This is a genomic window from Erwinia sp., from assembly GCF_031978025.1.
Lineage (GTDB): Bacteria > Pseudomonadota > Gammaproteobacteria > Enterobacterales > Enterobacteriaceae > Erwinia.
The window spans coordinates 1-13,071 of the sequence record NZ_DALZCD010000112.1 but is presented as its reverse complement, the minus strand read 5'-3'; the positions used below and the strand labels follow the sequence as shown (position 1 = coordinate 13,071).

Sequence of the window (13,071 nt, the reverse complement as noted above, 5' to 3'; positions counted from 1 at the left end):
GAAGAAAGGAAGAAAGGAAGAAAGGAAGAAAGGTAGTTTTAATGCTTTTTCTGGTTATTACCCTGCCAATTGAGCACTTTTTCCCGGTAAAATTCGGGAAAAGAATCTGTTTGTTAACAAGAACGATGGCCGTTGAGAAAGATAACAGGCTCCCCGTTTTCCAGGTGAATAAGAAAAGAGTAGGGACGAGCATAAGGCTAAAAAAATGAAAAAAATGTTCAGGTATTGGTGGAAAGAGCTCATTTGGGAATGGCTTTGCGTAAAGTTACCTTTGTTCTTAACGCTTATTTTTGCTTTCCTCGTTTTTACGTACTGGCAAGATTTTGCAGCATTGAAGATATTGATATTTTTGATTGCCTCAGGCGTGGCCTGCAATCGCCTGTTTAATAAATAAACTAACAGGCCAGTAAAAGCCCGGCCTGATACTCTTTGGCGACTATGCTCAATTCATTACACAGGCCGGTTTAACGGCAACCGTTTTTACAATCTTTTCCGCCAGTATTATTTTAGTCACTGTCTGCTTCTCTTTCGCCCGCAAATAAAAAATTCACCCAATCATTTCTACCCGTTTTTTTGTGAATTTTTACAGGAAATCTCTGTAAAAACCGCTAAACAGCAAAAGCTATAAGATGAAGCTTTTCCGTTAACAGCTGGCCAAAATATTCGGATTTAATCAGCCCCGGCCTTCAGGCAACGCAGAAAAACAATCTACTTCTTAGCAATTTTTATCTGCTGGATACCGGGAGTCAGTTATCCATTCGCCGTTAGGGTTCTGCGTAGCGCTGAGCTCGATACACAAAAATTATCCGGTCATAAGTTACCCAACAGACGGTAAAATTGCATGATGACCGTGGAAAAGACGGGACGGTTGCAGCCGTCTGAGCAGCATATTTTATAGCCAGTTTTTTTGGGGAAGAGTTTTGGGAAGTTTTGGGGAAAGGACGAGGAAGAGAAAAGCCAACATAAATATTACATCTATGTTGGCTACATATTGCAAAACTCAGCTTACATGTGCTGAATCATAGCATCGCCAAACTCTGAAGATTTCAGCAGCTTAGCGCCGTCCATCAGACGTTCGAAGTCATAGGTGACGGTTTTAGCCGCGATGGCGCCTTCCATACCTTTAACAATCAGGTCTGCGGCTTCGAACCACTCCATGTGACGCAGCATCATTTCTGCGGACAGAATAACGGAACCCGGGTTCACTTTATCCTGACCAGCATATTTAGGCGCTGTGCCGTGAGTCGCTTCAAACAGCGCGCATTCGTCGCCGATGTTGGCGCCAGGCGCAATACCGATACCGCCAACCTGCGCCGCCAGGGCGTCGGAGATGTAGTCACCGTTCAGGTTCATACAGGCGATGACGTCGTATTCTGCCGGACGCAGCAGGATCTGCTGCAGGAACGCATCGGCAATCACGTCTTTAATCACGATTTCTTTGCCGGTGTTCGGGTTCTTGATCTTCATCCACGGGCCACCGTCAATCAGCTCGCCGCCGAACTCTTCTTTCGCCAGCTGGTAACCCCAGTCTTTGAAAGCGCCTTCGGTGAACTTCATGATGTTGCCTTTGTGTACCAGGGTCACAGAGTCGCGATCGTTAGTGATAGCGTATTCAATGGCCGCACGTACCAGACGTTTGGTGCCTGCTTCTGAACAAGGCTTGACGCCGATACCGCACTGCTCAGGGAAGCGAATTTTCTTCACGCCCATTTCATCGCGCAGGAACTTGATCACTTTATCCGCTTCCGGCGTACCGGCTTTCCACTCGATACCGGCATAGATATCTTCGGAGTTCTCGCGGAAGATCACCATATCGGTCTCTTCAGGACGCTTAACCGGGCTTGGCGTGCCGGTATAGTAACGGACCGGGCGCAGACAGATGTAGAGATCCAGCTGCTGGCGCAGAGCCACGTTCAGGGAACGAATACCGCCGCCAACTGGCGTGGTCAGTGGGCCTTTAATTGCCACACGGTACTCTTTGATTAAATCGAGGGTCTCCTGTGGCAGCCAGACATCCTGACCGTACAGTTCTACTGATTTCTCGCCGGTATAAATTTCCATCCAGGAAATTTTACGCTCACCGTTATAAGCTTTCTGCACGGCGGCATCGACCACCTTGATCATCACGGGAGAAACGTCGACCCCAATACCGTCCCCTTCAATAAAAGGGATGATTGGATTGTTTGGGACGTTCAGCTTGCCCTGATCCAGGGTGATTTTCTGACCTTCCGCCGGAACAACTACTTTGCTTTCCATTAACCTCTCCTTCGAGCGCTTTTTTGTTAATGATTTGTAAGATGCGCGTCAATACTACTCGAATATTCACGCCGCGCCAATCTTCACCGCTTTGCGTTATAATGCGCCCATTGTGAACAAGTGCAAAGACTATGCGTAAATCTTCCGTTAATAATCACCGCCTTAAACGTTTCAGCCCGGCCCGTAGCGCGAAACCCGTCGATAAGGGGCCAAGGCGTGTTATCGTTTTTAACAAACCTTTTGACGTGCTGCCGCAGTTCAGCGACGAGGCAGGTCGCCGCACGCTGAAAGATTTTATTCCCATTAGCGGCGTTTATGCCGCCGGCCGCCTGGACCGCGACAGCGAAGGGCTGATGGTGTTGACTAACGATGGTGCCCTCCAGGCTACACTGACCCAGCCGGGCAAACGTACCGGGAAAATCTATTATGTTCAGGTGGAAGGCGTCCCGGTGGAGAGCGATATTCAGCCGCTGCGCGATGGCGTTAATCTGAAAGATGGTTCTACTCTGCCCGCTGGGATAGAAATCGTCCCGGAACCTGAGTGGCTCTGGCCGCGCAACCCGCCGGTGCGCGAACGCAAAGCCATTCCCACCAGCTGGCTGAAAATCACGTTGTTCGAGGGAAGAAACCGTCAGGTGCGACGTATGACCGCCCATATCGGCTTTCCTACCCTGCGTCTGATCCGCTTTGCTATGGGCAATACGGCACTGCAAAATTTATCGCCCGGCGAATGGCGCGACGTTACCGGCGACTTCCCTCTTCAGGCTTTTAACAGCAAGGAGTAAGCATGTTTAAACCGCACGTTACCGTAGCAACCGTCGTTCAGGCAGAAGGCCATTTTTTGGTGGTCGAAGAGATGGTACGCGGCCGCGCAACCTGGAATCAGCCCGCCGGCCACCTTGAAGCCAACGAGACCCTGTTACAGGCCGCCGCGCGCGAATTGAACGAAGAAACAGGCCTTGAGGCTGTCCCCCAGGCTTTTTTGCGTCTGCACCAGTGGATCGCGCCCGACAATACGCCGTTTCTGCGTTTTTTGTTCGCGCTCGATTTACCGAAAATGCTGCCGACCAGCCCTCAGGATCGCGATATCGATCGGGCATTATGGTTGCCGCCGGACGCGATTATCGGCGCTAAAAAGCTCCGTTCTCCGCTGGTTGCGGAAAGTTTACGGATTTATCAGCAGGACGTCCGCTACCCGCTTGAGGTACTGAGCGCGTTTCAGTGGCCCTTTAGCGAGGATGCGCCCGCCGCTGACGCGTGGTAGAATATGCCGCAATTTTAAAGTGCAGCCTTTAACTGCAACTCAAAGTCGGGTATTTCTCATGTCGTTAAATAAAAAAGTGATCGTCGGAATGTCCGGCGGTGTGGACTCCTCCGTTTCTGCCTGGTTACTGCAACAGCAGGGTTATCAGGTTGAAGGCCTGTTTATGAAAAACTGGGAAGAGGATGACGGTGAGGAATACTGTACCGCCGCGGAAGACCTGGCCGATGCGCAGGCGGTCTGCGACAAGCTGGGTATCCCTCTGCATACGGTCAACTTTGCGGCGGAATACTGGGACAACGTGTTCGAGCATTTCCTTGAAGAATATAAAGCCGGACGCACGCCTAACCCGGATATTCTCTGCAACAAAGAGATCAAATTCAAAGCCTTCCTGGAGTTCGCTGCTGAAGATCTTGGCGCGGATTTTATCGCTACCGGGCACTATGTGCGTCGTCGTGATGTTGACGGCAAAAGCCAGCTTTTACGTGGCCTGGACGACAATAAAGACCAAAGCTACTTCCTGTATACGCTGGGCCATGAGCAAATTGCGCAGAGCCTCTTTCCCGTTGGCGAGCTAACCAAGCCGGAAGTGCGCCGCATCGCCGAAGATCTGGAGCTGGTCACGGCGAAGAAGAAAGACTCTACCGGCATCTGCTTTATCGGTGAACGCAAGTTCCGCGATTTCCTGGGGCGCTATCTGCCCGCTCAACCCGGCGCAATCGTCAGTACGGAAGGCGACGTCGTGGGCGAGCACCAGGGGCTGATGTACCATACGCTGGGCCAGCGCAAGGGACTGGGGATTGGCGGAACGAAAGAGGGCAGCGAAGAGCCATGGTACGTGGTGGATAAAGACGTTGCTAATAACCTGCTGGTCGTTGCACAGGGCCACGACCACCCGCGCCTGATGTCGGTTGGGCTGATTGCCCAGCAGCTGCACCTGGTCGATCGCGAATCTCTTACCGCGCCAGTGCGCTGCACGGTGAAAACCCGCTATCGCCAGAGCGATATTCCCTGTACGGTAACGCCGCTGGGGCCCGATCGTCTGGACGTGCGTTTTGACGAGCCGGTTGCTGCCGTTACGCCAGGCCAGTCCGCCGTCTTTTATCAGGGCGACATTTGTCTGGGCGGCGGCATTATCGAAGAGCGCCTCCCGCTTTAAAAAGGTGATGCCGTGCGGCAAACCGCCCGGCGGCGCATACAGGAGTTACCGTGGCAAAAAATTATTACGATATTACGCTGGCCCTCGCGGGCATTTGCCAGGGCGCGCATCTGGTACAGCAGCTGGCGCATCAGGGACACTGCCCGCCCGAGTCGCTGAAGGTGTCGCTGTCGAGCGTGGTCGATCTTAATCCCGCCTCAACGCTGGCCGTTTACGGCGGCAAAGAGGAAAACCTGCGCTTCGGCCTGGAGACGCTGATTGCGGTGCTGAACAGCAGCAGTCGTCACGGCGCAGGTGCGGAGCTGACCCGCTATACCCTGAGCATGATGGTGCTGGAGCGTAAGCTGAGCGCCAGCAAAACCGCACTGGACGACCTCTCAAAACGTATCGCGCAGCTGGACCGCCAGCTGGCGCACTACGACCTGGAATCCGATACGCTGCTGAGCGCCATGGCGGCCATCTACGTAGATGTGATCAGCCCGCTTGGCCCGCGTATTCAGGTGACCGGCTCGCCCGCCGTGCTGCAAAATTCGCAAATTCAGAGCAAAGTCCGCGCGGCCCTGCTGGCCGGTATTCGCTCCGCCGTACTCTGGCATCAGGTAGGCGGCGGCCGCCTGCAGCTGATGTTTTCACGCAATCGCCTTGTTAAAGAGGCGAAGCAAATCTTATCCCGTTGTCCCCCACCTCTTTAATCTTCAGGAGTTACACTGATGGAATTATCCTCTCTGACTGCCGTCTCCCCGATTGATGGTCGTTATGGCGACAAAGTCAGCCCGCTGCGCGCTATTTTCAGCGAATTCGGCCTGCTGAAATTCCGCGTTGAGGTTGAAGTTCGCTGGTTACAAAAACTGGCCGCCTGCGCAGAGATCAAGGAAGTTCCTGCATTTGACGCGGACGCAAACGCTTACCTTGACGCAATTGTTGCTAATTTCAACGAAGAAGACGCGGCGCGCATTAAAACTATCGAGCGCACCACCAATCATGACGTTAAAGCGGTAGAGTATTTTCTGAAAGAAAAAGTAGAACCGGTTGCCGCGCTGCATGCCGTGTCGGAATTTATTCACTTCGCCTGCACTTCTGAAGATATCAATAACCTCTCGCACGCGCTGATGCTTAACACCGCGCGCCGTGATGTCGTTGTACCTTACTGGAACAGGATTATTGCGGCAGTAAAAGATCTGGCGGTACAGTATCGCGATATTCCCCTGCTTTCCCGCACGCACGGACAGCCCGCCACGCCTTCCACGCTGGGCAAAGAGATGGCAAACGTTGCTTATCGCTTTGAGCGCCAGCTGCGTCAGCTGGAGCGCATTGAGGTACTGGGTAAAATTAACGGCGCGGTGGGCAACTATAACGCCCACATTGCAGCCTATCCGGAAGTTGACTGGCACCAGATGAGCGAAAGCTTCGTCACCTCGCTGGGCATTACCTGGAATCCGTACACCACGCAGATTGAGCCGCACGACTATATTGCCGAAATGTTTGACTGCATTGCGCGCTTCAACACCATTTTGATCGACTTCGATCGCGACGTGTGGGGCTATATCGCGCTGAATCACTTCAAACAAAAAACCATTGCGGGCGAAATTGGTTCCTCTACCATGCCGCACAAGGTTAACCCAATCGACTTCGAAAACTCTGAGGGTAACCTGGGTCTGGCCAACGCGGTGATGCAGCATCTGGCGAGCAAGCTGCCGGTTTCCCGCTGGCAGCGCGATCTGACCGATTCTACGGTGCTGCGTAATCTGGGCGTCGGTATGGGCTATGCGCTGATTGCCTACCAGGCAACGCTGAAGGGTATTTCCAAGCTTGAGGTAAACCGCGATCGTCTGTTGGATGAACTGGATCACAACTGGGAAGTGCTGGCTGAACCGATCCAGACCGTTATGCGCCGTTACGGTATTGAAAAACCTTACGAGAAGCTAAAGGAGCTGACTCGCGGCAAGCGTGTCGATGCGGCAGGCATGAAAGCCTTTATCGACGGTCTGGCTCTGCCTGAAGAAGAAAAAACCCGCCTGAAGCTAATGACGCCAGCCAACTATCTGGGTCGCGCAGTGCAGATGGTAGACGAGCTGCCTTAATTTTCGGCGCGCCATCGGTTTCTCTCTTATAGGGCCGGCATAAGTCGGCCTGTGTTGATCTATTGTTTATCTGCTTTAACCTATACTTTTCTCAGATCGTAACCGGTCCCGACTTTGACCAAATCTCCAGAAAGGATAATGTTATGCGCGTACTGATTGTGGAAGATAATCCCCTGCTGCGTCATCACCTGGCCGTGCAGCTGCGCGAAATGGGTCATCAGGTTGATGCAGCGGAAGATGCGAAAGAAGCTGACTATTTTCTTACCGAACATACTCCTGATATTACCCTGGTCGATTTAGGTTTGCCGGACGAAGATGGCATGGCGATGATCCGCCGCTGGCGTACTCTGGACGTTAAGCAGCCGATTCTGGTGCTGACGGCTCGCGAAGGCTGGCAGGCCAAGGTCGAAGCGCTGGAAGCGGGCGCGGACGACTACGTTACCAAGCCTTTTCATATTGAGGAAGTGGTGGCCCGCATGCAGGCGTTGATGCGCCGCAACAGCGGCCTGGCTTCGCAAATCATCACGCTGGCGCCTTTTCAGGTCGACCTCTCACGTCGTGAGCTGAGCGTCAATGAACAACAGATTAAACTGACGGCTTTTGAATACACCATCATCGAAACGCTGATCCGTAATGCCGGTAAAGTCGTCAGCAAAGATTCACTGATGCTTCAGCTTTATCCCGATGCTGAACTGCGTGAGAGTCATACCATCGATGTGCTGATGGGGCGTCTGCGTAAAAAAATTCAGGCCTTCTGCCCGCAGGATGTCATTACCACTGTCCGTGGACAGGGCTATCGGTTCGATCTTTGATGCCGCTGCTTCGTCCTGACAAACCTTTTTCACTGCGCGCCCGCTTTCTGCTGGCCACGGCAGCGGTAGTGCTGATCCTGTCACTTTCCTACGGCATGGTAGCCGTCGTCGGCTATGTGGTCAGTTTTGATAAAAACACTTATCGGGTCATGCGCGCCGAGAGCAATCTCTTTTTTACCCTGGCGCAGTGGCAGAATGACCAGTTAACCATTGCCCAGCCGGAGCGGGTTTCGCTCAATTTTCCTACCCTGGTGTTTATTTATAATGAGGAAGGAAAACTGCTCTGGCAGCTGCGGGATGTGCCGGAGATCCGCTCGCGCATCCAGCGAGAGTGGCTAAAACGTGCCGATTTTTATGAAATCGATACGGATAACAGCATCAGCCGTCAGGCACTGGGTGATAATAAGGATGCACAAAACAAGCTCACCGCCTACGACGATGATAACAGCGACTCCTTTACCCATTCGGTAGCCGTGAACCGCTATGCGGCAACGTCGTCTCTTCCGGCACTGACCGTAGTCGTGGTCGATTCTATTCCCCAGGAATTACAGCATTCCGACGTGGTGTGGTCTTGGTTTAGCTATGTGCTGCTGGTTAATCTGCTGCTGGTTATCCCTTTATTATGGCTGGCCGCGCACTGGAGCCTGCGGCCGATAGGCTTGCTGGCCGCCCAGCTGCGCGAACTGGAGCACGGCACGCGCGAAACCCTGGCCGATGAAACGCCGCAGGAGCTGCAAAGCCTGGTGCGCAATCTTAATTTTCTGTTGGATAACGAGCGGCAGCGTTATACCCGCTATCGCACCACGCTCAGCGATCTGACACACAGCCTGAAAACGCCACTGGCGGTGCTGCAAACTACGCTGCGTTCGCTGCGCGGCGGCCGCAATATTTCCGTTGAGCAGGCCGAACCGATTATGCTGGAGCAGATAAGCCGCATCTCACAGCAGATTGGCTACTATTTGCATCGCGCCAGTATGCAGGCCGATCACAACGTGTTGAAGCGCGAGCTGCATTCCGTTCCGGCCCTGCTTGATAGCCTCTGCTCGGCGCTGAACAAAGTTTATCAGCTTAAGGGCGTAGAGTTGACGCTGGACATTTCGCCGGAAATTACCTTTGTCGGCGAGCAAAATGACTTTATGGAAGTACTGGGCAACGTGCTGGATAACGCCTGCAAATACTGCCTTGAATTCGTGGAAATTCGGGGCCGCCAGACCGATGACGAGCTGCATCTGATTGTCGAAGATGACGGGCCGGGCATTCCGGAAAGCAAACGTGATTTAATTTTTATTCGCGGGCAGCGTGTCGACACCCTGCGCCCTGGCCAGGGGATTGGCCTGGCCGTCGCGCGCGATATTGTTGAGCAGTATGCCGGCGATATCATCGCCACTACCAGCGAGTTGGGCGGGGCCAGAATGGAAGTCATTTTCCGCCGTCAGGAAGTGGTTGGCGAGAAACCCTGAAGACAGTAATTTGCGGCGGCGGCCGCAAATGCTTTTCCCCGCTCTCCTTTACGACTGTTATAATCGATAAAATTCAGCGTTTCAGGAAGACCCATTATGGATTATCAGCTCGACCTCAACTGGCCCGATTTTATCCAGCGCTACTGGCAAAAGCGTCCTGTCGTGCTCAAGCGCGGCTTCAAGAACTTTGTCGATCCTATTTCCCCGGATGAGCTGGCTGGCCTTGCGATGGAAAATGAGGTCGACAGCCGACTGGTCAGTCATGAGAACGACAAGTGGCAGGTTGCGCACGGGCCGTTCGAAAGCTTCGATCACCTTGGCGAAACCAACTGGTCGCTGCTGGTACAGGCAGTCGATCACTGGCATGAGCCCTCAGCTGCGCTGATGCGTCCTTTCCGCTTTCTGCCGGACTGGCGTACCGACGATCTGATGATCTCCTTCTCCGTGCCCGGCGGCGGTGTTGGCCCGCATCTGGATCAGTACGATGTCTTTATTATTCAGGGTACCGGCCGTCGCCGCTGGCGAGTAGGCGAAAAAGTCGCCATGAAGCAGCATTGTCCGCATCCGGACCTGCTGCAGGTTGAGCCATTCGACGCCATTATTGATGAAGAAATGGAGCCGGGCGACATTCTCTATATTCCGCCGGGATTCCCGCACGAAGGCTACTCGCTGGAAAGCGCCATCAACTATTCTGTCGGCTTCCGTGCGCCGAGCGGCCGCGAGCTGATCAGCGGCTTTGCGGACTATGTGCTGTCGCGCGAGCTGGGCAGCCGTCGCTTTACCGATCCTGACGTGCCGCCGCGTGAAAATACCGCCGAAATCCTGCCGCAGGAGCTGGACGGTATCCGCGAGATGATGCTGGAGGTGATTAACCAACCGGAACATTTCAACCAGTGGTTTGGTGAGTTTATCTCCCAGTCTCGCCACGAGCTGGATGTGGCGCCACCGGAGCCGCCTTACCAGCCGGATGAGATTTACGATGCGCTGCAACAGGGCGACAGTCTGCAACGGTTAGGAGGCCTGCGCGTGCTGTTGATTGGCGACGCCGTTTTCGTCAATGGCGAGCACCTTGAATCGCAACAGCCTGCTGCATTGCGCGTGCTGGCGAACAAGCATACGCTCAGCGCAACCGATCTGGGCGATGCGCTGGAAGATCCGTCGTTCCTGGCACAGCTGGCGGCGCTGGTTAACAGCGGCTACTGGTATTTCAGCGAAGAGTAACCAGCGGCCCTGATGCCAGGGCCGTTCAGGCTGCCGGAGAAGACAGCGGTTTCGCACGAAGCGGATCTTTGTAGCGAAACGGCTGCTTTCCAGCCGTAAAGGCCGGGCGGATAAGCGGAGAGTTTTTACGCCCGGATGCACGAAAAGAGCCTCCCCGGACGGATCCACGTTATATCCCTGTTTTGACCGGCCTTTGCTGCTTTTTTACCGACCGTACGCAGCCTGATGACAGCGTCTGCATTTGCCAGCAACCGCAGCGGCCCTGATATCAGGGCCATTTTTACGCACTCAGGATCCTTTTGCTTTTTCTGCTGTCAGCGCGGCGATGCGCATGATCACCGTCACCGTTTTTTCCATGATATCCAGCGAGGCAAACTCGTGTTTGCCGTGATAGTTGTAGCCGCCGGTAAAAATGTTCGGACAAGGTAAACCTTTAAACGACAGCGCCGCGCCGTCCGTGCCACCACGTATCGGTTTCGTCACCGGTTCCACGCCGCTTTCCCGCATAGCCTGAAGCGCCAGCTCGATAATATGCGGATGCACCTCGACTTTTTCACGCATATTGTAATAACTATCTTCCGTCTGCACCTCAATGCTGACGCCAGGCTGCTTGCCCTCACTTAGCGTGGCGGCAAGATCCTTCATAACCTGCTTTCTGGCTTCAAAGTGGTCACGATCGAAATCACGAATAATGTAGTGCAGCTCCGCTTTATCCACGCTACCCTTGATCCCGTGCAGATGGTAAAAACCTTCATAGCCTTCCGTCTGCTCCGGCACTTCTTTTTCCGGCATCGCGGCATGAAAACGCATCGCCAAATCCAACGCGTTAACCATCACTCCCTTGGCACTGCCGGGGTGTACGTTGTTACCCGTAATTTTTACGGTAGCCGAAGCGGCATTAAAGTTTTCATATTCAAACTCGCCCAGATCGCTGCCATCGATGGTATAGGCCCACTCGGTGCCAAAAGCCGCCACGTCGAAGCAGCTGGTGCCTTTGCCTATTTCTTCGTCCGGGGTAAAGGCGATACGGATATCACCATGCGGTACGTTCTCACTTTTCAGCCGGGCAATAGCCGTCATGATCTCCGCCACGCCCGCCTTATCATCCGCACCCAGCAGCGTTTTCCCGTCGGTGGTAATCAGCGTATGGCCCGTCAAACGGTGCAGCACGGGGAACATCACCGGCGACAGCACCTCCTCGCCATTGCCCAACGCGATATCGCCGCCGCGGTAGTTCTCAACGATCTGCGGATTAACATTTTTACCGGTAAAGTCCGGCGAGGTGTCCATATGGGCGATAAAGCCAATAGCCGGCACGGGCCAGGTGACATTGGTGGGCAACGTCGCCATAACGATGGCGTGTCCACTGAGCGTGACGTCGCTCAGGCCCAGGGCTTCCAGCTCCCGCTTTAATTCACGCGCCAGCTGCCACTGCCCTTCCGTACTGGGCACCTGACGAACATGTGCTTTGGACTGCGTATCGAATGAAACATAGTGCAAGAAGCGTTCGAGTAAATTTGTCATCTGCCTTCCCTCTGAGTGCGGACAGTTATTATCTGTTATTTTACCTGGCGTTTATTGCGTCAGGTCAGTTACCTGCTCGGATCCTGCGGCTTCGGCGCATCCTCGCTCCGGCAGAAGCCGGGCGGATAGTGGATCAGGTTGTAAAACCTTACCGGCTCTTTACCGTCGTTGCGGTAGCTGTGCGGGATATCGGCCTGAAAACGCAGCCCTTCGCCTGCTTTAAGCGTATGCCATTGGGCGTCGGTCGCCAGCAGGAGTTCGCCTTCAATGACGATAACGTGCTCAATGACGCCGCCTTCATGGGCGGAAGAGTGGCTGAGCGCGTTGGCGGCCAGCTCGACCACCAGCAGGTCAAACCCCAGCTGGCTGTCAAAAGGAAACAGCGGGCTGGCCTGCATTGTCGCATCCTGCGGTTGCCGGAGCCCGACGCTGCGCAGCAGTGCCCCGCCTGGGGACGGATCGGCAATAAAATATGAAAAAGGTACGTTAAAGCCGGTGGCAATTTTCCATAGCGTGGCCACGGTTGGGCTGGATTCGCCGCGCTCGACCTGGCCCAGCATCGCTTTACTCACGCCGGTTTGCGCGGCGGCCTCGGTCAGGCTCCAGCCGCGTGCCTGCCGAAGCGTTTTCAGTAGGCGACCGGGTTCTGGTAAGGACTGATTCATGGCACCTCTCTTGTTTTCCCCAGTATAACGCTTGTACGTTATAACGCACAGTGCTAGCTTGTGCGTTATAACGGTCATTACCGGGGTCTTCTTATGCGTCCTGCATTTTCGTTTCGTCACCTTACCTTGCCCGCCATCGTGGCAGGATTTGTGGCGGTGCTGGTAGGCTACACCAGCTCCGTCGCCATTATTTTCCAGGCGGCCGGGGCAGCTGGGGCAACGACGATGCAGCTCGGTGGCTGGCTGAGTATGTTGGGCCTGGCGATGGGCGTGACGTCCATCGGATTGTCGATCTATTATCGCGCGCCCGTGCTGACGGCGTGGTCCACGCCGGGCGCGGCGCTGCTGGTCACCAGCCTGCCGGGCACTTCCCTGCCGGAGACCATTGGCGTCTTCATCTTTGCTTCGGGCCTGATTTTTCTCTGCGGAGTGACCGGCCTGTTTGCCCGCCTGATGAACCATATTCCGCAGGCGATTTCTGCCTCCATGCTGGCCGGCATTTTATTACGTTTTGGCCTGGAGGCCTTTGCCTCGTTCAGGCCTGATTTTATGCTGACGGCCAGCATGTACCTGGCTTATCTGCTTGCCCGTCGTTTTCAGCCGCGCTATGCCATCGTGCTGACGCTGCTGGT

General features: G+C 54.4%; 13 protein-coding genes. 10 read left to right on the top strand and 3 right to left on the bottom strand.

All coding sequences use genetic code 11. The annotated features are described in order from the left end of the window. Window positions 1–209 (top strand): hypothetical protein (locus tag RTK32_RS10870; RefSeq protein ID WP_312043817.1); only part of this gene is annotated, 209 nt, incomplete at its 5' end. Between the two features lie 796 nt (window positions 210–1,005). Here the strand turns inward: RTK32_RS10870 and icd are convergent. Continuing rightward, a complete protein-coding gene (gene icd / locus RTK32_RS10865) occupies window positions 1,006–2,256 on the bottom strand; it encodes an NADP-dependent isocitrate dehydrogenase (protein WP_312043815.1) in 1,251 nt (416 codons plus the stop codon). A gap of 131 nt (window positions 2,257–2,387) precedes the next feature. Here icd and rluE point away from each other — a divergent pair, with 131 nt between their 5' ends. From rluE to RTK32_RS10825, 8 genes are all read left to right on the top strand, one after another. Continuing rightward, a complete protein-coding gene (gene rluE, locus RTK32_RS10860; protein ID WP_312043813.1) occupies window positions 2,388–3,041 on the top strand; it encodes a 23S rRNA pseudouridine(2457) synthase RluE in 654 nt (217 codons plus the stop codon). A 2-nt stretch (window positions 3,042–3,043) separates the two neighbouring features. Continuing rightward, complete coding sequence (locus RTK32_RS10855) at window positions 3,044–3,520, top strand: NUDIX hydrolase (protein ID WP_312043811.1); 477 nt, start codon at window positions 3,044–3,046, stop codon at window positions 3,518–3,520. A gap of 58 nt (window positions 3,521–3,578) precedes the next feature. Continuing rightward, on the top strand, window positions 3,579–4,676 hold the full coding sequence (gene mnmA, locus RTK32_RS10850; RefSeq protein WP_312043809.1) for a tRNA 2-thiouridine(34) synthase MnmA: 1,098 nt from the start codon (window positions 3,579–3,581) through the stop codon (window positions 4,674–4,676). 50 nt (window positions 4,677–4,726) lie between these two features. Continuing rightward, a complete protein-coding gene (gene hflD, locus RTK32_RS10845; RefSeq protein ID WP_312043808.1) occupies window positions 4,727–5,368 on the top strand; it encodes a high frequency lysogenization protein HflD in 642 nt (213 codons plus the stop codon). 18 nt (window positions 5,369–5,386) lie between these two features. Beyond that, a complete protein-coding gene (gene purB, locus RTK32_RS10840) occupies window positions 5,387–6,757 on the top strand; it encodes an adenylosuccinate lyase (protein WP_312043807.1) in 1,371 nt (456 codons plus the stop codon). 143 nt (window positions 6,758–6,900) lie between these two features. Then, the gene (gene phoP, locus RTK32_RS10835) at window positions 6,901–7,569 is read left to right on the top strand and encodes a two-component system response regulator PhoP (protein WP_312043806.1); all 669 of its coding nucleotides are present in this window, start codon (window positions 6,901–6,903) and stop codon (window positions 7,567–7,569) included. Then, a complete protein-coding gene (phoQ, locus tag RTK32_RS10830) occupies window positions 7,569–9,029 on the top strand; it encodes a two-component system sensor histidine kinase PhoQ (protein ID WP_312043819.1) in 1,461 nt (486 codons plus the stop codon). Before phoP ends, phoQ begins: the two co-directional genes overlap by 1 nt. A gap of 96 nt (window positions 9,030–9,125) precedes the next feature. Continuing rightward, entirely contained in the window at window positions 9,126–10,250 is a 1,125-nt protein-coding gene (locus tag RTK32_RS10825; RefSeq protein WP_312043805.1) for a cupin domain-containing protein, read from the top strand. Between the two features lie 288 nt (window positions 10,251–10,538). On the opposite strand, the gene pepT is transcribed toward RTK32_RS10825, so the two are convergent. Together pepT and RTK32_RS10815 are read right to left on the bottom strand one after the other, a co-directional pair. Then, window positions 10,539–11,774, bottom strand: a complete 1,236-nt coding sequence (pepT, locus tag RTK32_RS10820) for a peptidase T (RefSeq protein WP_312043803.1) — start codon at window positions 11,772–11,774, stop codon at window positions 10,539–10,541. Between the two features lie 68 nt (window positions 11,775–11,842). Next, window positions 11,843–12,439: an XRE family transcriptional regulator gene (locus RTK32_RS10815; RefSeq protein ID WP_312043801.1), complete on the bottom strand. Its 597-nt coding sequence runs from the start codon at window positions 12,437–12,439 to the stop codon at window positions 11,843–11,845. Between the two features lie 93 nt (window positions 12,440–12,532). Here RTK32_RS10815 and RTK32_RS10810 point away from each other — a divergent pair. Next, on the top strand, window positions 12,533–13,071 hold a 539-nt coding region (locus RTK32_RS10810), incomplete at its 3' end, for a benzoate/H(+) symporter BenE family transporter (RefSeq protein WP_312043799.1).